Annotated in this window: 13 protein-coding genes, 1 tRNA gene and 1 pseudogene; 8 read left to right on the forward strand and 7 right to left on the reverse strand. The window is 61.9% G+C overall.

The features are described 5' to 3' along the window. Positions 1-273 precede the first annotated feature (273 nt). Positions 274-3578: pseudogene (gene fdhF / locus DBR30_RS01950) on the forward strand (formate dehydrogenase subunit alpha). 95 nt (positions 3579-3673) lie between these two features. On the opposite strand, the gene DBR30_RS01955 reads toward fdhF, so the two are convergent. The 3 genes from DBR30_RS01955 to DBR30_RS01965 form a co-directional block, all read right to left on the reverse strand. Next, positions 3674-4531 carry an aldose 1-epimerase gene (locus tag DBR30_RS01955; protein ID WP_108540783.1) on the reverse strand — a complete coding sequence of 286 codons (858 nt, stop codon included), beginning with the start codon at positions 4529-4531 and terminating at the stop codon, positions 3674-3676. Further along, positions 4528-5979: a sugar porter family MFS transporter gene (locus DBR30_RS01960; protein WP_033136275.1), complete on the reverse strand. Its 1452-nt coding sequence runs from the start codon at positions 5977-5979 to the stop codon at positions 4528-4530. The genes DBR30_RS01955 and DBR30_RS01960 overlap by 4 nt, the downstream gene beginning before the upstream one ends. Before the next feature lie 81 nt (positions 5980-6060). Then, the gene (locus DBR30_RS01965) at positions 6061-9339 is read right to left on the reverse strand and encodes a DUF5107 domain-containing protein (protein WP_108588169.1); all 3279 of its coding nucleotides are present in this window, start codon (positions 9337-9339) and stop codon (positions 6061-6063) included. Between the two features lie 119 nt (positions 9340-9458). Here DBR30_RS01965 and DBR30_RS01970 point away from each other — a divergent pair, with 119 nt between their 5' ends. Continuing rightward, positions 9459-10655: an ROK family transcriptional regulator gene (locus tag DBR30_RS01970; RefSeq protein ID WP_108540471.1), complete on the forward strand. Its 1197-nt coding sequence runs from the start codon at positions 9459-9461 to the stop codon at positions 10653-10655. 39 nt (positions 10656-10694) lie between these two features. Here the strand turns inward: DBR30_RS01970 and DBR30_RS01975 are convergent. Together DBR30_RS01975 and DBR30_RS01980 are read right to left on the reverse strand one after the other, a co-directional pair. Then, a tRNA-Thr gene (locus tag DBR30_RS01975) sits at positions 10695-10770 on the reverse strand. 89 nt (positions 10771-10859) lie between these two features. Beyond that, complete coding sequence (locus DBR30_RS01980) at positions 10860-11600, reverse strand: phosphatase (protein WP_108540473.1); 741 nt, start codon at positions 11598-11600, stop codon at positions 10860-10862. A 468-nt stretch (positions 11601-12068) separates the two neighbouring features. On the opposite strand from DBR30_RS01980, the gene DBR30_RS01985 reads away from it, so the two are divergent. The 5 genes from DBR30_RS01985 (at position 12069) to ruvC (ending at position 20041) form a co-directional block, all read left to right on the forward strand. Continuing rightward, the gene (locus DBR30_RS01985) at positions 12069-12722 is read left to right on the forward strand and encodes a TetR/AcrR family transcriptional regulator (protein ID WP_108540468.1); all 654 of its coding nucleotides are present in this window, start codon (positions 12069-12071) and stop codon (positions 12720-12722) included. A gap of 48 nt (positions 12723-12770) precedes the next feature. Beyond that, positions 12771-15110 carry an acyl-CoA dehydrogenase gene (locus DBR30_RS01990; RefSeq protein ID WP_108540465.1) on the forward strand — a complete coding sequence of 780 codons (2340 nt, stop codon included), beginning with the start codon at positions 12771-12773 and terminating at the stop codon, positions 15108-15110. 166 nt (positions 15111-15276) lie between these two features. Continuing rightward, the gene (locus tag DBR30_RS01995) at positions 15277-18339 is read left to right on the forward strand and encodes an efflux RND transporter permease subunit (RefSeq protein ID WP_108540462.1); all 3063 of its coding nucleotides are present in this window, start codon (positions 15277-15279) and stop codon (positions 18337-18339) included. A 15-nt stretch (positions 18340-18354) separates the two neighbouring features. Then, the gene (locus DBR30_RS02000; protein WP_108540459.1) at positions 18355-19404 is read left to right on the forward strand and encodes an efflux RND transporter periplasmic adaptor subunit; all 1050 of its coding nucleotides are present in this window, start codon (positions 18355-18357) and stop codon (positions 19402-19404) included. Between the two features lie 115 nt (positions 19405-19519). Continuing rightward, the gene (gene ruvC / locus DBR30_RS02005) at positions 19520-20041 is read left to right on the forward strand and encodes a crossover junction endodeoxyribonuclease RuvC (protein ID WP_005334512.1); all 522 of its coding nucleotides are present in this window, start codon (positions 19520-19522) and stop codon (positions 20039-20041) included. A gap of 145 nt (positions 20042-20186) precedes the next feature. Here the strand turns inward: ruvC and DBR30_RS02010 are convergent, their stop codons facing one another. Further along, positions 20187-21383, reverse strand: coding sequence for a MalY/PatB family protein (locus tag DBR30_RS02010; RefSeq protein ID WP_108540456.1), 1197 nt, complete (start codon positions 21381-21383; stop codon positions 20187-20189). Positions 21384-21457: 74 nt separating this feature from the next. Next, positions 21458-23044 carry a maltose/glucose-specific PTS transporter subunit IIBC gene (gene malX, locus DBR30_RS02015; RefSeq protein WP_108540454.1) on the reverse strand — a complete coding sequence of 529 codons (1587 nt, stop codon included), beginning with the start codon at positions 23042-23044 and terminating at the stop codon, positions 21458-21460. 280 nt (positions 23045-23324) lie between these two features. Here malX and malI point away from each other — a divergent pair. Next, positions 23325-24297: Mal regulon transcriptional regulator MalI (malI, locus tag DBR30_RS02020; RefSeq protein ID WP_108588170.1), on the forward strand; the 973-nt coding region annotated here is incomplete at its 3' end.

A 24297-nucleotide genomic window follows, 5' to 3' on the forward strand; every position in this document is an offset into this window, starting at 1 on the left:
ATTGGGACAGAGCCTTGTGGTTACTATCTGGGTTACGAGGGGTTCGAGGTCGATCTGTTCGAGGCGATGCCCGAAACGGGTGGCTGGCTGCGCTACGGCATCCCCGAATACCGGCTGCCCAAGGCGATCCTCGATCAGGAGATAGCACTGATGTGCCAAAGCGGCATGCGGATCCACACCAGGCAGCGACTGGGCCACCAGATCACCCTCTCGGCACTGTGCCGCGACTATGATGCGGTCTGTCTGGCGGTTGGCGCTTCCAAGGCGGTGCCGATGGATTACCCCGGCAGCACACTGGCCGGTTGCTATCTCGGGGTCGATTACCTCAAGGATCGGATGCTGGCCAAGCGGCTCACCACCGGCAAGAAAGTCGCGGTGATCGGGGGTGGTAATACCGCTATCGACTGCGCCCGCACGGCGGTACGCCTCGGCGCCGAGACCACCCTTATCTATCGCCGCACCCGCGCCGAGATGCCCGCCGAGGCATATGAGATCGACGAGGCGAAGCAGGAAGGGGTGCACTTCATGATGCTGACCAATCCGGTGGAGAATCTGCCGGACAGTCGTGGTCGCGTCTGTCAGGTGCGCCTCGAGAAGATGGCCCTCGGCGAGTCGGACGCCTCCGGCCGTCGCCGCCCGGAGCCCACCGGCGAGTACCTCATTGAAGAGTTTGATACCGTGATTGCGGCGGTGTCGCAGCAGCCGGATCTCAGCTTTATGGAAGGGGAGCCCCTCACCCTCCCCTTCACCCGCTGGCAGACGCTGGAGTCCCACCCCGAGACCATGCACAGCGGCCACGGCAACCTGTTCGCCATCGGCGATCTGCGCCGCGGGCCCGCCACCGCCATCGAGGCGGTCGCCGATGGCCGCAAGGCCGCGCTGGCCATCGATCAGTTCCTCCACGGTGACATGGTCGATCCGGTTCGCCCCTTCAACGCCTGCAAGGCTCCCATACTCAAACAGGTTGATCCCGCCCAGTTTGCTCACCTGAAAAAAGTCGCCCGCACCATCATGCCCCATCTGGCAGAGCAGGATCGCGAGGGCAGCTTTGCCGAGGTGGAGCGCGGGTTGAGTGATGCCGATGCCCGCAGCGAAGCCAGCCGCTGCCTCGAGTGCGGCTGTCAGGCCAACACCGATTGTGCACTGCGCGACTACGCCACCGAATACAAGGTCGAGCAGAGCGCTCTCGATACCAGCCAGTGCCAGAAGTTTGCAGTGGATAACAGCAGCGAATTTATCGTGTTCGATGCCAACCGCTGCATCGGCTGCGGCCAGTGCGTGCAGACCTGTGGCGAACAGGCGGTACAAGGGGTGCTGCGCTTTGCCAAAAACAGCGATGGCACCCTCTCGAACCGCCCGCAGTTCGACACGGGGCTCTCGATGGGCGACTCCCACTGCGTGCAGTGCGGCGCCTGCGTACAGGTCTGCCCCACCGGCGCCCTGGTGGATGCCCGCGACAAGTCGCAGGGGCGCACCGAGCTGCTAACGCCGATCAATACCATCTGTACTTACTGCGGGGTCGGCTGCGGCGTCACCCTCTATGTCGATGAGGCGCACAACCGCATCCGCTATGTGGAGGGAAATCGCAACTCACCGGTCAATCAGGGGCTGCTCTGCGTCAAGGGGCGCTTTGGTTTTGACTTTATCCAGAGCGAGGAGCGCCTCACCACCCCGCTTGTCCGTAAAAATGGCAAGCTGGTGCCAGCCAGCTGGCAAGAGGCCATTGCGCTGGTGGCCGAGCGTTTCACCGCCCTGCGCCAGCGCTATGGCAGCGATGCGCTGGCAGGTTTCTCATCGGCCAAAACAACCAACGAAGAGAACTACCTGTTCCAGAAGTTCATGCGCCGGGAGCTGGGCACCAACAACGTGGATCACTGCGCACGGCTCTGCCACGCCTCCACCGTCACCGGGCTGGAGGCGTCGCTCGGCAGCGGCGCCATGACCAACGACATCCCGAGCATCGACCACTCGGATCTTATCTTTATCATCGGCTCGACACCTCGGCGGCTCACCCCATCATCGGCTCCCATATCAAGCGGGCCATCACCGCGGGCAAGGCGCGGCTGGTGGTGGCCGATCCGAAACGGATCGAGATGGCGGACTATGCCAGCCTCTATCTGGCCCATCGCCCCAGCACCGACGTGATGCTGCTCAACGGCCTGATGCAGCAGATCATCCAGAACAACTGGCACGACAAGGCCTATATCGCCGCACGAGTAGAAGGGTTCGAAGCGCTGCAAGCGGAGGTGCTCTCCCCCGCCTATGCGCCGGACAAGGTGGCCCTCGTCACCGGCGTACCGGCCGAGCAGGTGATCGCGCTTGCTCGCCTCATCGGCACCGCCGAACGCACCGCCATCTACTACTCCATGGGGATCACCCAGCACACCACCGGCCACGACAACGTACGCGCCATCGCCAACCTGCAACTGCTGTGCGGCAACATCGGCATCGAAGGGGGCGGCATCAACCCGCTGCGGGGCCAATCCAACGTGCAGGGCGCCTGTGACATGGGGGCGCAGCCCAACTGCCTCCCCGGCTATCAGAAGGTGGCCAACCCAGAGGTACATGCCCGCTTCGCAGCAGCCTGGCAGCAGCCAGACTTGCCGCGCACACCCGGCCTCCCCCTTACCGAGACCATAGATGCCGCCTGTGCGGGCAGCATTAAGGGGCTCTATGTGATGGGTGAAAACCCGGTGCTGAGCGATCCGGATCAGCATCACGTCATCGAGGGGCTCAAGCAGCTGGAGTTTCTGGTGGTGCAGGATATCTTCCTCTCGGAAACCGCACAGCTCGCCGACGTGGTGCTCCCCTCCTGCTCCTTTGCCGAGAAGAGCGGCCACTTCACCAATACCGAGCGGCGGGTACAGCGCATCACCCCCGCCCTCAAGGCGCCGGGGGAAGCACGGGAGGATTGGTGGATCATCCAGCAGATTGCCAATGCAATGGACGGCGACTGGCGCTATCAGAACGCCCAGGAGATCACCGCCGAGATCTGCCAAGTCACCCCGCAATACGCCGGCATCCAGTGGGATAAGGTGGGTGTACAAGGTGTACAAGGGCTACAATGGCCCTGCAACGACGCGGCGCCCGAAGGCACTCGCCTGCTCCACGGCAAGCAGTTCACCCGTGGCAAGGGGGAGATGGTCGCCACCCCGTTCCGCTATGCCGCCGAACTGCCCGATGAGACCTATCCCATCGTGCTCACTACCGGCCGCCTGCTGGAGCAGTTCCACACCGGCACCATGACCCGCAAGACCAAGGGGCTCGACAAGCTGGCCGGGCCGCGGGTGATGATGAGCGTGGCGGACGCCCAGCGGTTGGGGATCAGCAACAGTGAGCGGGTGAAGGTCACCAGCCGCCGCGGCCATATCGAGCTGCCCGCCTTCGTCACCAAGCGGATGCAACCGGGCGTGGTCTTTATCCCGTTCCACTTTGCCGAAGCCCCGGCCAACCGGCTCACCATCAATGCCACCGACCCTCACGCCAAAATCCCCGAGTTCAAGGTAGCTGCGGTGCGCATCGACAAGCTGACCAGCCAACACACCTCGACACCACAGCCAGAGATGGAGATAGCCTGACCGGAGATCAGGTAACACGCAGGATAATCCGCAATAAAAAGAGCCACCCGACGGGTGGCTCATTGCGTTCACCAATACCACAAGCCAGATCATTATCAGCCCCCGGACGCCACTGTCAGGGTCATACCGATACTCATGCGGTCACCTCTGGCGAGTAGCCGCAAACCGGGGTGACCGGCCAGGTGGTGGGCATTGGCGGCGTGACTCTGGGGCTCCAGACAGACGAAGCCACTCCCCTCATCTGGCTGGTAGAGCATCAGGAAGTCGCACTCGCTTGAAACCAGAAGCCGCTGCTGGCGGGCAGGATGGTCAAGCTCGGCCTGACCGCGCCAGCCGCTATAACAGTGGTTGAGCCACCCTTGCGGGCGAGCCCACTGACGAAAGTCGAGGTGGGGTGCCAGCCTGCTCGACCAGTCGATCGGCAGATGATCCGGCCCCTCTTGCCAGACGCCGCTCGCCAGAAAACGGATGCGAGTCCACGAGTCGCGCCAGAAGAAGGGGTGGAAACCGGCGCCGTAGAGACAGGGGCTCTCCCCAAGATGGGTCAGGCTGATCCGCGCCACCAGGCTCGCCCCCTGCAGCCGATAGTCGATCTCCGCCAGATAGTGAAAGGGACCATTCTGGCTGTTGAGCTGCAAAGTCACCGAGCTGTCGGTCAACACCACCGGTTGCCATGGCTGTAGCCAGCCATCCCCATGCAAAAAGAAGTCGGGATCGAGCTCGCTCGCGGGCAACACACACTCCTCTCCCCACAGCTCGAACAGGTTGCCTGCGACCCGGTTGGCCAGCGGCAACATGGGAAACAGCGCGCTCTGGCCGGGATGCCAGGGCTGCGCCGGGTCAGTGTCGCGCAACAGCGGGCGCCCTTTGTCATCCTCCAGCCCCAGCAGGCAGGCCCCTTGTGCAGAGACCCGCATCCGAAGATGCGGGTTATTTAATGTGTAAACCGTCATGCCGAGGCGCTCGCCTTGGTCGGCGTCAGTTCGACCTTGCCCTGGGCCAGTTGGGCTTCCAGTGCCTCCAGCGTCACCCCTTTGGTCTCGGGCACCTTGCGATAGATAAAGATGAGACCGGCAAAACAGATAAGGCCATAGAGCAGGAAGCTGCCCGCAGCCCCCAACCCGGCATTGAGCAGCGGGAAGGTGTAGGTCAGCACGAAGCAGGCGATCCAGAGCGCCAGCGTACCGGCCGACATCGCCAGCCCACGCACCCGATTCGGGAAGATCTCCGAGAGCAGCACCCAGGTGACCGGCGCCAGGGTCAAGGCATAGATGGCGATGGCCGCCAATACCAGCAGCAAAACCGGCAGCCCCAGTACGCCTGTGGCGTAGGCCGCCGCCATCATGCCGTAGATAATGGTCAGTCCCGCCGAGCCAATCAGCATCAACTTGCGGCGGCCAATCTTGTCTACCATGGGCAGCGCGATCAGGGTAAACAGCAAGTTGATAAGACCGGTGGCGACGATGGATTTGAGGGTGCTGTTGATGTCAAACCCGGCGGAGGCAAAGATCTCCTGCGCATAGTTGAAGATGACGTTGATGCCGCACCACTGCTGGAACACCGCCAGCACAATCCCGATGATGAGGATCGGCCGCACCGAGGGTTTGCCCAGCTCCGCCAGCGACACCTTGTGGGTCTCACCCACCAGAGTCTGGCGGATATCGGCCAGGGTCTGCTTGGCATAAGCATCCCCGCCAATCTTGCCGAGCATGCGGGAGGCTTTCTCATACTGACCATCTTTGGCCAACCAGCGCGGTGACTCCGGCACGAAGAACATCAACACTAGAAACGCCAGCGCAGGTACCAGCTCGGCACCGAACATCCAGCGCCAGCCGGACTGGCCGTTCCAGGTCGCCAGAATATCGGCCTGAGTGGCGTTGCTCGCGACCGGATCGGCGATCATCAGGTTCACCAGCTGAGCCGCCAGCACACCGATGACAATGGTGAGCTGGTTGATGGCCACGAACTTGCCGCGCTTGTTGGCCGGGCTGATCTCGGCGATGTACATGGGCGAGAGCGCAGAGGCCAGACCGATGCCGATCCCGCCGATGATGCGATAAACCACAAACAGATCGAAGTTGCTGGCCGCAGCCGTGCCCCACGCCGAGATGGTGAAGAGGATGGCGGCCAGGATCAGCGGCTTCTTGCGACCGAAGCGGTCGGCTGACCAGCCGGAGATGGCGGCCCCCAGCACGCACCCCACCAGCGCCGAGCTCATGGCCCAGCCGGACTGGGCCGGATCCGTGATGGCGAAATAGGCCTCATAGAAGGGCTTGGCCCCGCCAATCACGACCCAGTCATAACCAAACAGCAGGCCACCGCAGGCGGCCACCAAACAGATCATCCAGATGTAGCTCATATTGAGCCCATTCGTATCCAATTGATTTTTCGTGCGTTCCATGACTCATCCTTTCTATCTTGTCGATTGTAGGGTGCAGTGGCGCCCCTCACCGTGGCGGGGCGCCGGTTTTTGTTATGAGAGTTATGAGTGGAGTGACAGCTCGCGGCAGATCAGGGCAAAGAGGTGCCCCTTGTCGTGAGCCGGGTTAAGGGTGAGCAGCTCTCGCAAGGTCTGTTCACAACCATCCCGCTGACCCAGCCCCAACAGACCGAGCGCCCTGACCAGCAGACAGTGCTGGCGATGTTTGTGTTGCGGGTCGTCATCCAGCACGATGAGGTCGGGCAGTGAGACGGCGAAGAAGTCCGCCTCGACCGACTCGCCCATCGCCTGCTCGGCCCAGCCGACCATCCCTTCAAAGAGACGCTGCGCCTCAGCAACCCGACCAAGACGTGCCAGCGCCATACCCTGGTAGAAGAGATAATCCACCGGCTGATCGTTGTAGTAGCGGCTGGCCCCCAGCGACCCCTGACCCAGACAGGCCAGTTGCAGGCACTGGGCCGCCAGACTCTGGTTATCACAGGCCAGATGGCAGAGCGCCAACAGGTAATGGATATCGTTGTCGGTCTGCCCAACCAGACGTCCCTCCCCCAGATTGAGGGGGTAGTGCAACGCCTGTTGCAGCAACGGAATAGCCTGCTCGTGGCGTCCCTGAATCATCAACGCCAACGCCCGGCGTTGCTGATTGATGAGGTACTGACCGGTCACCTTACCCTCGCCCCCCTCCCAGGGGTGGAATTCGCGCAGCCGCAAGATCTCTGCCGCCGCCTCCAGCTGGCCGGTGATGTGATAGAGACTGAGCAGTTCAGCGGTCAGGTCGTCGCGCTTGAGGACCACCTCACGATGCGCCTCCAGCAGCGCCAACCGCTCGCTTGGCGCCATGGCGCAGCGCTTGTGCAGCTGATCCAGTTCAAACAGCAAACGGGCATCATCCGGCTTGAGGGAAAAGGCCCGGCTCAGACACTGCTCGGCCGCCACCGGATCGTCGCTCTTGTTGAAGTGATAGATGCCAAGGTTGCGCCATGCCGGGGCAAACCCGGGCGCCTGCTCGCACACCTGCTGCCACAGGGCAATGGCTTGTGGGTAGCTACGCTTGCTGTAGTGGAAGCAGCCCAGCAGATAGCTGGCAAACCAGCTATGGGGCAGTTGCGCCAGCATGGCCACTTCGCCAAGGGTATTGGGGAAGCGCACCTTGCGGCCAAACGCCTGCTCGGCCCGTTGCAACAGGGCATCCTGCGCCTCACCTTCCGGCAACAATGCAGCCTGGAACAGCAGCGGCAGGGTCTCCTCCACCTGCAGTGTTGAGAGCAGTTTCTGCGCCAGCTCGGGGCGTCCCAGCGCCAGCAGATCGCTTGCCAGGAAGCAGAGATTCACCCCGCGCCCGTTGCACAGGGTGCGCAGCGCCTCGAGATCGGTCGGCTTGTCGCTTGCCAGCCAGCGCAGGAAGGCCAGTTGATAGTGAAGTGGATAACGAACGCGCTGCTCGTCGATATAGGCGATGGCCGCCTCCTGCTCACCAGACTCCAGCAGCGCCAACCCTTTGAGGGCGACAGCGCCGTAGTGGGTGCCGTTGACGGCAAGACTCTTCTCGACAAATTGCAGTGCCTGCGCGGGATCCCGGCGCACCATGGCGATGCGGGCCAGCCCGAAGAAGCCGCTGTCGCGGCAGTTACCGCTCCAGGTCGCCTTGTAGAAGTCATCGAAGGCGGCATCGAACTGCCCCAAACGTTCCTCGATGTGGCCGCGCAGCAAGCTCGCCTTGCCACACTGGGGGTTCTTGTTGAGGCGATGGGCGCGGGTCAGCGCCTGATTGACGTAGGCCAGCGCCTGCTCATAGTTGGCGCGGTTGTACTCCAGGGTTGCCAATGCCAGGTTGCAGCGATAGTCGCCGCCATCCAGCTCCAGTGCCCGCTGGTAGTAATCAAAGGGTGAACGGCTGGCATGCAGATACTGCTCAAGATGCTGGCCGATGAAGTAGAGCTCGTCGACCGAGTCGAGATTGACGGCGGGCTCCGGCGCCGTGGCCGGATCCGGCAGGGCTTCGCCTGCGGGCTGATGCTCGAGATAGCTCAGGATCGGCTGGCCCTGCTCATCCAGCAGGCGTACCTGCAAGCGTCCCTCGCTGGTGATGGCCTGCGAATCAAGCCAGGCCTGACCCGGCTGCAGATCCAGAGGCTGCGTAAACAGTACTCCGCCCTCGTCGCTTACCTCGAAACTGGCCCCGCGAATTGGCGCCACCGCATAGACCCCGCAGACGAGGCCGTCATCGCTGCGCTCCAGCTTGATGGCGGCGCGGGTGTTGGCGTTTTGCAGGGTACCGAGGGTGTTGTAGGGCAGGAAGTTCTGCACAAATACCTTCTCCTCCCCCGCATCCAGCCAGGTAAAGTCAGGCTGGTTGTCGGTATATACCCCGGTCATCAGCTCGATGTAGGGGCCGTTGTCATCGGTCAGGTTGCGATCCCAGGCCAGACCAAAATCGCAGTTACCCCAGCTCCACTGCTTCTTGCCCGGTGAAACGTGGTGATCCGCCACGTGCAACAGGCCGCCCTGCTCGTCATGGCAGTAGGCACCGACGAAGTCGTAGTCAGACTTGTCCGCCATATAGGAGGTGGGTACCGGAATATTGCGGTAACGGGAGATATCGACCCCGGCGGAGTAGTCCACCTTGTAGTAGGTGCCGCGGGCGATGGGGAAGGCACTGACGTCGCGCTTGCCGTGGTCATAGACGGCGGTCACATCGGGCGGGAAGACGCTCTGGTGGGCATCGCCCCCTTTCACCGCCGGGTTGGACCACCAGAGGAAGTGGCGCGGCGTGTCGTTGCCGTTGAACACCTTGCCAGTGATCTCGATGAGCGCCTTGTCGGGATAGAGGGTAAACCCCGCCATCACCTGCAGACCGCGCATCGGCTCCACCTCGCCGAGCCAGACGGTCTTGGCGCCGCCCTCCCGCTCCGTAATGGTGAAGTCCACCGGCATGAAAGTGGTGGGTCTGTGGTGCTGCGGCCAGTTGAACTCGATGCCGCCGGAAATCCAGGGCCCCACCAGCCCCACCAGCGCCGGTTTGATCACCTCGTTGTAATAGACGAAGTCGCGATTCATCACCTTGTCGTAGGCACGGTGGATACGCCCCCCCAGCTCCGGCAGCAGCATCACCTTGATAAAGTCGTTCTCCAGCCAAACCGCCTGATAGGACTTCATCTGCTTCTGGCCGGTGAGGGTGTCGATCACCCCATAGGGATAGACAGCCCCCGAGGAGCCCTGATAGACCCGCTTCTCGAGAAACATGGGGTTGGTATCTTCGGCGCCTACCTCGTAGGTCGGCAGTGAGATGGTCTCTACCCAGACCTTGACATCAGCTCTCATTAATCTCGCCTCACTCAACATTTGTTAGTAAAGTTTTCAGTGAGACCAGATTAGAATGGTTAAACCTGCATTAATTGCTGAAAGATCACGCAATACAGTAAGCGGAGTTTAGTGAAGCGATGAGCATAGGGTTGAACAACCAGAAGGTCCGCCACCACAACAAGCAGGTGCTGCTTGCCCTGCTCTATCAGTTAAAAGAGGCGAGCAAGTCCACCCTGGCGCGCCACTGCGAGCTCTCCATTCCGGCGGTCAGCAAGATCCTTGACGAGTTGGTGGCCGATGGCGCCATCAGCCACAGCGATCAGAACCTCTCCCAGCGCGGCATCAATGGCGGCAGCTACCGCATTGCCAGCGGCCAGGGGGCCATTCTTTGCCTCAATATCAGCCCCACCCATCTGGAGAGCATCCTGGTGGATAACCTGATCACCCCGCTGGATGAGTTCAGCGACCAGAAGATTGCCCCACAAACCCCCGATGAGCTGCTGCACCTGATTGAAGCGCACTACTACCAGCACAAGCGCCGCCACAAGGGACTGGCGATCCGGCTGGCCTTGGCGGTACACGGTCAGGTCAACCCGGCGACCGGGGTATCACAAACCATGCCGCAAGCACCCTGGCACGCACCGGTCGAGCTCAAGTACCTGCTGGAGGAGCGGCTGGGTTGCGAGGTGATGGTGGATAACGACTGCATCATGCTGGCGCTGTCCCAGAAGTGGCAGGACCGGGAAGGGAACGGGGATTTTTGCGTCATCAACGTCGATTACGGTATCGGCTCGGCCTTTATCATCAACGACCAGATCTACCGGGGCGCCCTGTTTGGCAGCGGCCAGATAGGCCACACCATCATCAATCCGGACGGCAGCGCCTGTGCATGCGGCCGCTATGGCTGCCTGGAGACAGTCGCCTCGCTGTTTGCCATCAAGAAACGGGCCCGGGTCTTTCTCAAACAACAAGCCAGTGCCGACAACCCAGCGCAGACTGGTGTAGAGCTGGATACCGCCCAACTGCTCACGCTCTACCATCAGGGGGATGCCATGATCCGCGCCCTGGTGGACGAAGGGGCCCGCGCCATTGGCCTGAGCCTCTACAACTTCCTCAATATCCTCAACATCAACCGCATCTGGCTCTATGGCCGCAGCTGCCACTTTGGTGAAACCTGGCTGCAAACGCTCGTCAGTCAGACCGGCGCCAACCCGTTCGACTGCAGCGATGCGGTCAACGCCACCCATATCCGTTTCGGCCAGCTCAGCCGCGCCCAGCAGGTGATGGGGATTGGCTATCTCTATGTGGAGCGAGCCTTGGCAAAAGCCATGTAAAAAGGGCAGGTTTCACAAATGAAACCTGCCCTCACGATCTGGTGCCGATAAGGGGAATCGAACTCCTGACCTTCGCATTACGAATGCGCTGCTCTACCAACTGAGCTATACCGGCTTGTTACTCTCCACATTCATAAAAAATGACCGGCAAGTCAATTGAGCCAGCTCGATTTTATGAGTTGGCTCATGGTGTTAGCGCCCGATTTACAGATCGACAAACTCGGGGATATGGGCACGGCCGCGGCTTTCGAGAAATTCGAGCAGGGCGCGGGGGGAGCGCACCAGGATCCGCTCTTGCGGGAAGCCCGCTTCGGTCACCAGACGGTGGCAATGGTCAAAATCGCCAAGAGTAAATGCCACGTGGGAATCGGAGCCGAAGGTGAGATAGGCCCCCAGATCTCGCGCGACTTCAACGATGGCACGGCAGTTGCCTTCGCTACCCGGGCGCGAGTGAATGAAGGAGGAGTTGTTGATCTCCAGCGCCACCCGATAGTCCGCCGCCGCCTTGACCACCGCCTGAATGTCGATGGGAAATGAGGGGTTGCCCGGGTGGCTGATCATATCGACCCGGCCGCTCTTGATGGCGTTGATCATCGCCTGGGTATGGGTTGCCTGATCGCAGGGAGGGAATACCTGCTCATGAAAACCCGCCATGATCATGTCGAGGCGCGACTCATAGCGCTCGGGAAAATCGATCTCCCCGTCGAGGTTTTTGATGTTGGCCTCGATACCCCGCAGGATCCCTACCCCATCCACCACCCTTGGCAATATCGGCAAGTTGGCGAAATGCCAGACATGAGGGGCATCGGCCATCTCGGGCCCGTGATCCGTGGTGGCAAACAGCTTGATCCCCTTGGCCCTGGCTATCGGCAGATAGTCGTGGATGGTGCTGTAGGCATGGGTGCTGGCAATGGTGTGAGTGTGGGTATCGACCGGGTACTTCATCTTCTCTCCCCTCATATTTTGAAAGGGCAGCATAGCAAAGAGCGGCAGCTTGGGCCACGCCAGTGCTTGCCACACTTTGTCACAAAATACCGCGAAGCTGACATAGTCTGAGTGGCTTTGGCTGGCATACTGCCCCCGTCGATACATGCCTGAACTCGCATCGACAGTTTGCCGTCAGGATGACGCGAACTCACTTTCCCCACCGTCGCGCCCTGCGGCGGTTTTTTTTGCCTGCAAGCCGCAAACTGGTAACAAACGCGCAAAAAAAGGCCCAACTAGCATGGTGCAGGTTGGGCGAGACTTAATGTTTAATTGCAGTGGCATAGATATAGAGTCCTGCTTTTTGACTAAGTTCCGCCCACTTTGCTTTTTTCATCGAAAAACATTCCGCTAACACTCATTCACATTCTCTTGACACTTCACGTTATGAAACGTACTTTTTAAACATTCGTTTAAGTGAGGTGTCCAGTGAGTAAAATCGATACCAAAAACCGTATTCTCGACGCCGCTGAAGTGCTGTTTGCCGAGCGGGGATTCGCCGATACCTCTTTGCGTCTGATCACCAGTGAAGCCGACGTCAATCTGGCTTCCGTGAACTATCACTTCGGCTCCAAGAAGGAGCTGATCCAGGCAGTACTCGACCGTTACCTGATCCTGTTTATGCCCGATCTCGATGCCCGCCTGCGGGTACTGATGGAGCAGGAGCAGCTGACCCTGCTGCAACTGTTTGAAAGTTTTGTCGAGCCGCTGATGAAGCTATCGGCGGTGCGGGCCAACGGCCCGGCCATCTTCATGCAGTTGCTGGGGCGCGGCTATATCGACAGCCAGGGCCACCTGCGCCGCTTTATCACTGCCCACTATGGCCCCATTTTACAGCGGATCACCCAGGCGATCTCCAAGGCCAACCCGGCCCTCTCGCCAGCGGATCTCTTCTGGCGCCTGCACTTCACCCTGGGCACCGTCGTCTTCACCATGGCCTCTGCCGATGCCCTGCGCGACATCGCCCTGGCCGATTTTGGCCAGCAGCTCGATGTGGAAGGGCTGGTTCGCAACGTTATTCCTTATCTGGCGTCCGGAGTCGGGGCACCAGTGGAGTCGACCAGGCTCTCCCTGGCCGTGTAACAACCAACAATAAATCAACGGAAACAGTGAAATAGAAGGAACTTCGGTATGATCACATTGCTTGTCCTGCTGGTGCTGGCGATAGCCGTTGTGCTCGGCGTACCATCCATCCGTAAAAAGGTGGTAACCCGTCCGGTGTTCGGCATCTTCAAAAAGATACTGCCGCCCTTGTCAGCTACCGAGCGGGAGGCCATGGAAGCCGGCTCCGTCTGGTGGGATGGCGAGTTGTTTCGCGGCAACCCCGACTGGAAAAAACTGCACGGCTACGGCAAGGCCGAGCTGACCACAGAGGAGCAGGCCTTTATCGACAATCAGGTCGAAACCCTGCTCGCCATGGTTGATGACTTCAAGATCGTCAACGAAACCAAAGACCTGCCGGAGCCGGTGTGGGACTATCTGAAGAAGGAAGGCTTCTTCTCCCTGATCATCCCGAAATCCTATGGCGGCCGCGAGTTCTCGGCGATTGCCAACTCCACCATCGTTACCCGCATCGCCACCAAGAGCCTGAGCGTGGCGGTCACCGTCATGGTGCCGAACTCCCTCGGCCCGGGTGAGCTGCTGATGCACTACGGCACCCAGGCCCAGAAAGATTTCTGGCTACCGGGGCTGGCCAACGGCAAGGAAGTGCCCTGCTTCGCCCTGACCGGGCCGGAGGCTGGCTCCGATGCGGGTGCCATTCCTGACAAGGGGATCATCTGTAAAGGGATGCACAAGGGTGAAGAGGTGCTGGGTATTCGCCTCAACTGGAACAAGCGCTACATCACCCTGGCCCCCCGCGCCACCGTGCTGGGGCTGGCGTTCAAACTCTATGACCCGGAAAAACTGTTGGGTGACAAGGAAGAGCTGGGCATCACCTGCGCGCTAATCCCAACCAGCCACCCGGGCGTGCGCGTTGGCGATCGCCACTACCCCATGGGTCTGGCGTTCCTGAACGGCCCGACCTTCGGCAAGGATGTGTTCATTCCGCTCGACTGGATCATTGGCGGCCCGGATTACGCCGGTCGCGGCTGGCGCATGCTGGTGGAGTGCCTCTCCGCCGGTCGCGGCATCTCGCTGCCTGCACTGGGCACCGCCTGTGGTCACATGGCGAGCCGCACTGTGGGCGCTTACTCCTACGTGCGCAAACAGTTCGGCATGTCCATCGGCAAGTTTGAAGGGGTGCAGGAAGCGCTGGCTCGTATCGGCGGCCTCACCTATCAGCTGGAAGGGGCCCGTCGCATGACCGCCGGTTCCTTGGACTTGGGTCAGGCACCGGCCATCGTCACCGCCATCTCCAAGTACCACATGACCGAAATGGCGCGCCAGATCATGGATGACTCCATGGATATCCACGCCGGTCGCGCCATCCAGCTGGGCCCGAAAAACTACACCGGCTACGCCTACATGGGTATTCCGGTGGCCATCACGGTGGAAGGGGCCAACATCCTGACCCGCAACCTGATGATCTTCGGGCAAGGTGCTACACGCTGCCACCCGTACGTGTTTGCCGAGCTGGAAGCAGCGGCTGACACCGACGTGGAACGCGGTCTCGAGAAGTTTGACGCCTTGCTGATGAAGCACATCGCCTTTGGCGCTGGCAACTTCTTCGGCTCCCTGTTCCAGGGGCTGACCCTGGGCCAGTTCAACAGTGCGCCGGTGGCAGGTGAAACCGCCCGCTACTACAAACAGCTCTCCCGTATGAGTAAAGGGCTGGCCCTGTGCGCCGACGTCTCCATGCTGATGCTGGGTGGCGATCTCAAGCGCAAGGAGATGATCTCCGCCCGTCTGGGTGACGTGCTGAGCCACCTCTACCTGGCCTCCGCAACCCTCAAGCACTACGAGGATCAGGGCCGCATGGTCTCCGATCTGCCGTTCGTGCAGTACGCGGTGGAGCGCAACCTCTACCTGATTGGCAAGGCGTTCGAGGGCTTCTTCCAGAACTTCCCGAACAAGGTTGTGGGTGCCGTACTCAAGCGCGTGGTGTTCCCGTTCGGCGTCGGTTACAAAATGCCGGCCGACGATCGTTGCCACGCCATCTGTCTGGCCATGATGAAGCCGGGCGAGTTCCGCGACCGTCTGACCGCCCTCTGCTACGTGGGCAAGGACGAGGCGGATCCGGTCGGCCTGATGGAGCGCGCCTTCCAGGCCATGGTCGCCGTGCAGCCCTACGAGAAGAAGCTGGTGCAGGCCCAGAAAGAGGGCAAACTGCCCCGCAAACTGGCGCTGCCGGAGCTGGTTGCCGCCGCACTGGCCGGTTCCATCTTGAGCAAGGACGAAGCGGACAAACTGCTGGCCGCCGATGCCCTGCGCTACGAAGCCATTCAGGTAGACAACTTCGCCCCAGGCGAGCTGGAAGGCTTCTCCCAGCAACCAAGCAAGCAGCCAAACAAGGTCGAGCACGCCGCCTGATCCCCTGGCAAACCTGTACCAAACCGGCCCTCGTGGCCGGTTTTTTTGTTTGTTAACCATGCATTTACAATCTGGGAGAATTCCAGTTAAATGCTTGAGTCCCTTTGCAGGGGCTTTGGAAGCAAGGCCAGCGGAATGGCCGATAACAACAACTCAGGAAGAGTGAATGAACCTCGCCAAAACGGCGATCGAACGCCCCATCTGGGTGGCGGTCTCGATCGTGCTGATTTTCCTGCTGGGCCTGCTCAGCATCCGGGGACTGCCGATCCAGCTGTTCCCCGACATCGACCGCCCACACCTCAACATCTCGGTGAGCTGGCGTTCAGCCTCGCCCCAAGAGATGGAGTCGGAGATCACCGACCCCATCGAGCAGGAGATGCAGGGGATTCAGGGGCTCAAGAGCCTCACCAGCGAGAGTTATCCCGGCTTTACCGAAATCGACATGGAGTTTGCCCTCGGCACCGACATGCAACGGGCCCAACTCGATGTGATCTCGCGGCTGAACCGGGTCTCGGGATTGCCGGACAAGATCGGCGGCCCCTACGTCAACAACTACAGCAGCAACGATACCCTCACCTTCTTCTTCATCCAGCAGCTGCCCGGCGCCAAAGGGGTGATCGATGATCATCAGGCGTTGATCGAGGCGCGGGTCAAACCCGAGCTGGAGCGCATCGAAGGGGTCTCGACGATCGCGGTCGAGGGGATCAACGAGCGCCAGATCCAGATCCGCTTCGACCCCTATCGCGCCGCCGAGCTGGGGGTGGAGATCCCGGTGCTGGCCAGCCGCGCCACCACCGGCTGGGACGTGTCGGCCGGTACCCTCGACATCGGTCGCTGGGAGTACAAGCTGCGCTTCGCCGGTCGCTATGATGTCGAGACGCTGGGGGACAAGGTGGTGGACTGGCGCGATGGCCTGCCCATCTATCTGCGGGATGTAGCAGAGGTAAGGGTGGCCAGGGAAGAGAGCCCGGTGCTGCGGATCCAGAACGGCAATACCGCCATCGCCGCCCAGATCTTCAAGGAGAGCGGTGCCAATGCCCTGGCATCCCTTGAGGCGATCAAGGCCCGGGTGAACGAGCTCAACCGCGAGGTGCTGGAGCCGGTCGGGCTGCACATGGAGCAGTCGTTCGATGCCTCCCTCTACATCAATCGCGCCGTCAGCATGGTCACTGCCAACCTGGGGCTCGGGGTGCTGCTCTCCTGTGCCATCCTCTGGCTCTTCCTGCGCCAGCTCAAGGCGACCCTGATGATTGCCCTCGCCATCCCCATCAGCATCATGCTCACCTTCTGCCTGCTCAAGGTGATGGATCGCACCCTCAACATCATCTCACTGGCGGGCATCGCCTTTGCCGTCGGCATGGTGCTCGATGCCGCCATCGTGGTGCTGGAGAGCATCTACCGGCGCCATGAGCGGGGGGATTTGAACAAGGCGGAGGCGGCGCTCGAAGGCACCCGTCAGGTGTGGACGGCGCTGGTCGCTTCCACCCTCACCACGGTCGCCATCTTCCTGCCGGTGCTGCTGCTCAACGATGTGGAAGGGCAACTGTTTGCCGATCTGGCGCTGACCATCGCCTGCGCCGTGACAGTCTCCATGCTGGTCGCCGTCACCGTGCTGCCCGCTGTGGCGGCGCGCTGGATGGGGCGTGAAACGCTGACCGATCCCTATGAGTCGCTGTGGCAGCGCACTACCCGTCATGTGATCCGCTGGACCTCGACCTCACGCCAGCGCTGGGCGGTCATTACCCTGATGATGAGTCTGCCGGCACTGGCCACCTGGGCGCTGCTGCCCAAGATGGACTATCTGCCGGACGTGAAACGGGATGCGGTGGATGTCTGGATGAACTTCACCCCCGGGGTCAACCTCAAGGCGCAGCGCGAAGAGGTGATCGATACCCTGATCGCCCGCCTCGCCCCCTATATGAAGGGGGAGAAAGAGCCTGCCCTCAAGAACTACTACATCTTGCGTTACCCGGGGGGCGCCCAGATTGGCGTGCGCCCCAAGGACGAGACCCGCATCAAGGAGCTGGAGAGCCTGTTGATGAAACAGCTGCTGGTGGGTATTCCCGACACCCGGGTGTTCGGCGGTCAGGGGTCGCTGTTTGGCGGCTTTGACAGCGAGAACGGCGTCTCCCTGCTGCTGCAGGGAGGCAACCTGCCCGAGCTCTATCAGGCGGCCCGAGCCAGCATGGGGATCCTCAGCAAGGACCTGCCGGGAGCACAAATCCGGCCCGAGCCGAGTCTCGACCTCACCGCCCCCGAGCTCAAACTGGTGCCGCAAGATCGGCGTCTCGCCGAAGTGGGTTGGGATCGCACGCCCTTGCCCACCATCATCCAGACCTTTGGCGACGGCTTGCGGGTTGGCGAGTATTTCGACGGCGAGGATCGGCTCGACATCATGCTGATGGGGCAGAGCTCCGCCAATCCGGATGAACTGAAGGCAGTGCCGCTGGCCACCCCCTCCGGGCGCATCGTTCCCCTTGGCGAGCTGCTACGGGTGGAGCACGACATGGGCCCGGCCAGCATCTTCCGGGCCGATGGGCGGCGCAGCATCATCCTGCAGATAGCACCTCCGGCGGGCATGACCATGGAGCAGGTGATCGACACCCTGAAAAACCGCAGTTTTGCCGCCATCCGCCCCCTGCTGCCCGCTGGTGGCGAGCTGCGCATTGCCGGCAACGCCGACAGCCTGCAACAGGCACTCGACAATCTGGGGACCATCTTCCTGTTCGCCGTGGTGATCCTGCTGGTGCTGCTGTGGGGAGTGTTTGCCTCCCTCAAGGATGCCCTGCTGGTGCTGCTCACCCTGCCCCTTGCCTCGGTTGGCGGCATGCTGGCGCTGCAGCTGAGCGGGCTGCTGGTGCCGCTGCCGATGGATCTGCTCACCATCATCGGCTTTGTCATTCTGCTGGGACTGGTGGTCAACAACGCCATCCTGCTAGTGCATCAAACCCGCACCGCCGAGCGGGACGGCATGAACCGCCAGCTGGCGGTGGCCGATGCCCTGCAAAGCCGGATGCGCCCCATCGCCATGACCAGCCTCACCAGCATCTTCGGCATGCTGCCGCTGATGCTGAGCCCGAGCGAAGGGAGCGAAATTTACCGCGGGCTCGCCACCGTCATTGTCGGCGGCATGAGCTGCAGTACCCTCTTTACCCTGATCCTGTTACCTGCCTTCCTGCGTCTCGGGGAGCAGGTGGCGATCCCACAACCCCTGCGCCAGCGGGCCTGAGCAAGGAGCTCATCGATGACACATATGATTACCCGAATGTTGGCTGGCGCGGCGCTGATAGCGGGCTACGCGCTACCGGTATTGGCCGATCAGGGCAAGATGGTGACCCTGGCGGATGTGACCCAAGGGGATGCGGCCGCCAATATCTGGGTCAGCGGCACGGTGGCGAGTCGCCAGCAGGCGGCGCTCAGCGCCGAAGTGAGCGGCCGGGTGGAGTGGATCGCCGAATTTGGCAGCCGGGTCAAAAAAGGGGACGAGCTGCTGCGCCTCGACAGTGCGGCACTGCGCCTCTCGCTGGAGCAGGCTCGCGCCGAGCAGGCGAAATGGCAGAGCAACTTGCGCTTCGCCCGCGCCGAATCCCAACGGATCACCCGACTGCACCAGCAAAAGAGCGCCTCCCAGAGTCAGTACGACAAGGCCAGCTACGATGTGGAGCAGGCCGCGCTGGCCGAGCGACTGGCCGTCATACAGGTGAACCAGATTGAGGAACAGCTGCGCCGCAGCCACATCTATGCCCCGTTCGACGGGGTGGTGAACAACCACTTCATCCAGCCCGGCGAGCATGTGGACGCGGGCGAGCAGGCGCTGGAGCTGGTCAACCCGGATCAGCCGGATATCCGCCTGCAGGCCCCCATTCTCTGGGCCCAGCAGCTGGCGCCGCAAACCCGGCTGCGGGTGGAGGGGGAGCAGCTGAGCGGTCACGGCGTCTATTACCAGCGAGCCGCCAGCGCCGATCCCAAGTCGCGCCTCATCGAGCTGCGCCTCAAACCGGAAGCGGGCAACTTCATCATCGGCTCGCCGGTACGGGTTGCCCTGCCACTGGGGGATCAGCAGAGCATGCTGCTGCCCCGGGACGCCCTGGTGCTCGGCACCGATGGCAGCGTGGTCTATCAGGTGGCGCGAAGCGGCAAATCGCTCAAAGTGAATCGGGTGCCGGTCACCGTGCTGTTTGGCGACAGCCAGCAGGTGGCGGTGAGTGGTGCCCTCAAGCAGGGTGATCGGGTGGTGGTGCGCGGCGCGGGCAGCCTGCAGGATGGCGACACCATAGAATTGTTCAAGGGGTAGCCACGCCCGACGCAGGCTGGCCAATCTTTGCCCGCTTGACCCAGGACATACAGCCAAACTGGCCACAGTTTGCTATCTTGGCGGCCATCACTCGCGTTTAGAGCAATCAACACCCATGAGCATTATTTTGGGCATCGATCCGGGTTCGCGGATCACCGGATACGGGGTTATCCGGGTCGTGGGCGGCAAGGCCGAATACTTGGGCTCTGGCTGCATCCGCACCGATTGCGGCGAGCTGCCGGAGCGCCTCAAGCAGGTCTATGACGGGGTATGCGAGATCATCACCCAGTTCAAACCCACCGAGTTTGCCATCGAGCGGGTCTTTATGGCCCGCAACGCCGACTCGGCGCTGAAGCTGGGGCAGGCCCGTGGCAGCGCCATTGTCGCCGCGGTCAACGCCTATCTGCCGGTGAGCGAATACTCCGCCACCCAGATCAAGCAGGCGGTAGTCGGCACCGGCGGCGCCGCCAAGGAGCAGGTGCAGCATATGGTGACCCATCTGCTGAAACTCTCCGCCACCCCGCAGGCGGATGCAGCAGATGCCCTCGGCGTCGCGCTCTGCCACCTGCACACCCGCCAGAGCCTGATCAAGATGGCCGGCCGCGCCAGCAGCTCGGTACGTGGCCGCTATCGCTGAGCCCTTATGTCGTTCACGACTCATCTCGGTATCGCTAAATATAAAAAACCGCCCCGACTAACCGGGGCGGTTTTTTATATTTCCCCACATAACGGCGCCATCACTGATGGCCCCGTTCTGTTTCTCATGTTGAATGGATTTGCCCTTACCCCAGCTCCCCCAGCGCGCCGATCAGGGCGTCGAGCCCCTGATCGACTTTCGAGCGCGGGCAGCCGACGTTGAGGCGGATATAACCTGTGCCTTCCGGGCCGTAGGTGTCGCCGCGCATGATGGCGACCCGGTATTTCCCCACCAGCAAGGTTTGCAGCGCATCCATCCGTTTGGTGGAGTCGATGCCAAGACCGCGCAGATCAATCCAGGCGAGATAGGTCCCCTCGGGCACCCGATAGTCGATGGCGGGGAAGGCGGCGTTGAGCCGCACCGCCACCTGGGCGAGGTTGCCGTGCAGATAGCTTTTCAGGGCATCAAGCCAGGCACCGCCGTCCCGATAGGCGCTGATATGGGCCAGCACCCCGAGAATGGGCGGCGATGAGAGGCCATGGGCCGCCTTGAGCCGCTGCAGATAGGCGGCCCGCGCCGCTGCGTTGGCGATAAAGGCGTAGGCGCCGCCAAGGGCCGGAATATTGAAGGATTTCGAGCCCGAGCTCACCAGCGCCCAGTGATCGTCCGGTGCCACCTCGCTCCACGGCAGGTAGCGGGCAAAGCTCACATCCATATGGATGTCGTCCGAGATGACCCTGACCCCGTGGCGCTGACAGATAGTGGCCATCCGGCCCAGTTCATCCCGCGTCCAGACCCGGCCGGTGGGGTTGTGGGGGCTGCACAGCAGCAAAATCCGGCAATCGGAGCGGGCCGCCTGTTGCTCGAAGCAGGCCCAGTCGATGTGATAGCTCCCCTCCCCCTTTATCAGCGGGCAAGAGAGCAGTACACGATCGTTGGCGGCCAGCATATTGCCGAAGGCGTCGTAGGCGGGGGTATGCACCAGCACGCCTTCGCCGGGCGCCGACCAGAGGCTCACCAGCTGGGCGATGATGTAGATGACCGAGGGGCCGTAGACCAGTGTCTCGGGGTCGAGACTCGCGCCGTAGCGGTGGGCAAACCAGTGGCTCACCGCCCCCTTGAAGTCGTCGTGATTCCAGCGGCTGTAGCCAAAGACCCCGTGTTCGAGGCGCCTGGCCAGGGTCTGGCGAATGCAGGGGGCAGTCTCGAAGTCCATGTCGGAGATGGTAAAGGGGAGCAGGTCGGCGTGGCCGAAGCGGTCGGCCACATAGTCCCACTGGGTGCAGTAGGTGCCGTGGCGCTCGACGACGCGATCAAAATCAAAGGAGTCGGTATTGGGCATCTCTTTCTCACCAGTAAAACAGCAATGAACAAGGGGGCATGGCGCCCCCCGACGCAGGGTAACAGAGGGCCGATTCAGGCCCCCATCAGGCTCTGCAGCTGGTTTTTCACCAGATGGACCTGGGGCCCGATCACCACCTGCAGGTTGTGCTCATCGAGCTTGATCACCCCGATGGCACCGTTCGCCTTCAATACCTTGTCATCGACCCGGCTCATGTCCTGCACTGACATCCGCAGGCGGGTGATGCAGTTATCGAGCGCCAGGATATTGTCGGCCCCGCCCAAGGCGTTGAGGATCACCTCGCCGTTGTAACCGCTGTTGCCAACCTTCTTGCCCGCGGGTTGGGCAGCCTCGCTGGCTTCAATCTCGCGGCTCTCTTTTTCACGGCCAGGGGTTTTGAGGTTGAAGCGCACGATGGCAAAGCGAAACACCCCGTAGTAGATGGCAAACCAGATAGCGGCTGCGACCGGTACCAGATACCACTTGGTGGCGGTGCCCTGCAGCACGCCGAACACCAGAAAATCGATGAGGTTGCCGTCTGTGTTGCCGATGGTGACGCCGAGCAGCCCCATGGTCATAAAGCCCAAACCCGTCAGGATGGCGTGAATGACGTAGAGCACCGGCGCCACGAACAGGAACAGGAACTCCAGCGGTTCCGTGATGCCACCGATGACGCAGGCCACCACGCCGGAGACCAGCAGCGCCTTGATCTTGCCGCAATTTTCCGGGCGGGCGCAGTGATACATGGCGAGCGCCGCCCCCGGCAGGCCGCCGAGGAAGGCCGGCATCTTGCCCTGAGAGAGGAAAGAGGTGGCCGATACCGAAAACTGGGTGGTGTCGGCGCAGGAGAGCTCGGCGTAGAAGATGTTGAGCGCGCCGCTCACCTCGTTGCCGCACACCAGCGACGTGCCGCCCGCCTCGGTAAAGCGAATGAGCGCCACCAGAATGTGGTGCAGGCCGAGCGGCAGCAGCAGCCGCTCACCAGTACCGAACAGGAAGGGACCGAAGGGGCCGGCGTGGGAGATGAGCGCCCCGATGCCGTTGATGCCGGCGGCAAACCAGGGCCAGACCAGGGGCACCACCAGACCGACCACCCCCAGCACGATGGCGGTAATGATGGGCACGAAGCGGGCGCCGCCGAAGAAGGCGAGCGCATCGGGCATCTGGTAGGTATAGAAACGGGCGTGCAGTTTGGCGACGATCACCCCGACGATGATGGCCCCCAGAATCCCGGTGTCGATGGAGCTGATGCCGAGGATGGATTTCACCCCGTAGGCCTTCTCCGCCGCCCCGTCACCGATGACATTCGCCACCGTGAGGTAGAAGTTGATGGAGAGGTTGAGCGCCGCATAGCCGACAAAACCGGCAAAGGCCGCGACCCCCTTCTCTTCTCGCGCCAGACCCAGCGGAATGGCCACCGCGAACATCACCGGCAGGTAGATAAAGGCCACCAGCCCGACCTTGGTCATCCAGAGAAACAGCAGTTGCAGCACGGTATTGTCGAGAAAGGGCATGCTCTGCTTGACCGCATCGCTGGTGAGCGAGCTGCCGACACCGAGCAGAATGCCCGAGAAGGCCAGCAGGGCGACCGGCAGCATAAAGGTCTTGCCGAGGCTCTGCAGGAACTCCCAGATGGTGGATTTGGCTTGAGGCTTGGCCATGAAACGGCTCCTTGTGAATAGACAGCAATATCTGCGGCTGCCCTCCCCCGCTCGAGGCAATCTCGAAGCAAAAGGCGCGGGTCAGCATCAGGTTTTGCTGGATGATAAAACGTTTTATCAACTTACAAGTGCCGACAGGATCACAGAATAAGGGGGCTAGCTGGCAGCAGGATCCAAATTTGTGAGCCGGATCGGCCAGATGGTGATGTAACGTTTCACTTGAGCATCTGAGCAGGTATGCTGGGGCCTCGCTTTCAACTGTCCGTCGTCCGTTCGCCCTATGTCGCCCAAATCCCTCTCTGCCAAAGCCACCAAGATCACCGATGTCGCCCAGCGGGCGGGAGTGTCGGTCACCACCGTCTCCATGGTGCTCAACGGCAAGGGGCGCATCTCGCCGGCCACCGCCGAGCGGGTGCAGCAGGCGATAAAAGAGCTCGACTACGTGCCCAACAGCGCCGCTGCCAACCTGCGCAGCCAGCAGTCCAATCTGGTGGGGCTGATCCTGCGCGACATCACCGACCCCTTCTATACCGAGGTGACCGCCGGGGTGAGCGAGGTGCTGGAGCAGCAGGGCTATCTGCTGTTTCTGACCCAATGCGGCCACAGCCCGGAGCGGCTGCAGCAGAGCATCCACTCCCTGTCACGGCAGGGGGTGGCGGGCATCATCTTCAATCCGGTGCGCGGCGCGGCGACCAAAACCCTGGAGACCCTGCTCGATTCCGAGCTGCCGGTGGTGTGCGCCGCCCGCTCCTACTATCGCGATGACGTGGACTTTATCGGCCCCGACAATACCCACGCCGCCAAGCAGGCCACCACCTACCTGATCGAACAGGGCCACCGCCATATCGCCTACGTCGGCGGACGGGCCGACTCCCTCACCCGTGCCGAGCGGATCGGCGGCTACTGCGCCAGCCTGCTGCAATATGGCCTCCCCTTCAAACCGGAGTGGGTACTGGAGTGCGAGCGCACCCAGCGCAGCGCCGCCGACACCATCGCCCAGCTGCTGCACCAGCACCCCAAGGTGACCGCCGTGCTCTGCCACTACCCCGAGGTGGCGCTCGGCGCCATCTATGGCGTCGAGGCGAGCGGCCGCACCGTGGGCAAGGACAACTACATCGGCCAGCAGGTGGCCCTGCTCGGTTTTGACGATGTGGCGGAGGCCGAACTCACCTCCCCCGCCCTCACCTTTGTCAGCTCACCGGCCCGCGAAATCGGCCGTCAGGCGGCGAGACGACTGCTGACCCGGATGCAGC

The organism is Aeromonas sp. HMWF017 (genome assembly GCF_003061465.1).
Lineage (GTDB): Bacteria > Pseudomonadota > Gammaproteobacteria > Enterobacterales > Aeromonadaceae > Aeromonas > Aeromonas veronii.

Excerpts from the sequence above, each read along its gene's own strand:
- DBR30_RS01955 (WP_108540783.1), bottom strand. The coding sequence starts at position 4,531 with ATGACGGTTTACACATTAAATAACCCGCATCTTCGGATGCGGGTCTCT.
- DBR30_RS01960 (WP_033136275.1), bottom strand. The coding sequence starts at position 5,979 with ATGGAACGCACGAAAAATCAATTGGATACGAATGGGCTCAATATGAGC.
- DBR30_RS01965 (WP_108588169.1), bottom strand. The coding sequence starts at position 9,339 with ATGAGAGCTGATGTCAAGGTCTGGGTAGAGACCATCTCACTGCCGACC.
- DBR30_RS01970 (WP_108540471.1), top strand. The coding sequence starts at position 9,459 with ATGAGCATAGGGTTGAACAACCAGAAGGTCCGCCACCACAACAAGCAG.
- DBR30_RS01980 (WP_108540473.1), bottom strand. The coding sequence starts at position 11,600 with ATGAAGTACCCGGTCGATACCCACACTCACACCATTGCCAGCACCCAT.
- DBR30_RS01990 (WP_108540465.1), top strand. The coding sequence starts at position 12,771 with ATGATCACATTGCTTGTCCTGCTGGTGCTGGCGATAGCCGTTGTGCTC.
- DBR30_RS01995 (WP_108540462.1), top strand. The coding sequence starts at position 15,277 with ATGAACCTCGCCAAAACGGCGATCGAACGCCCCATCTGGGTGGCGGTC.
- DBR30_RS02000 (WP_108540459.1), top strand. The coding sequence starts at position 18,355 with ATGACACATATGATTACCCGAATGTTGGCTGGCGCGGCGCTGATAGCG.
- ruvC (WP_005334512.1), top strand. The coding sequence starts at position 19,520 with ATGAGCATTATTTTGGGCATCGATCCGGGTTCGCGGATCACCGGATAC.
- DBR30_RS02010 (WP_108540456.1), bottom strand. The coding sequence starts at position 21,383 with ATGCCCAATACCGACTCCTTTGATTTTGATCGCGTCGTCGAGCGCCAC.
- malX (WP_108540454.1), bottom strand. The coding sequence starts at position 23,044 with ATGGCCAAGCCTCAAGCCAAATCCACCATCTGGGAGTTCCTGCAGAGC.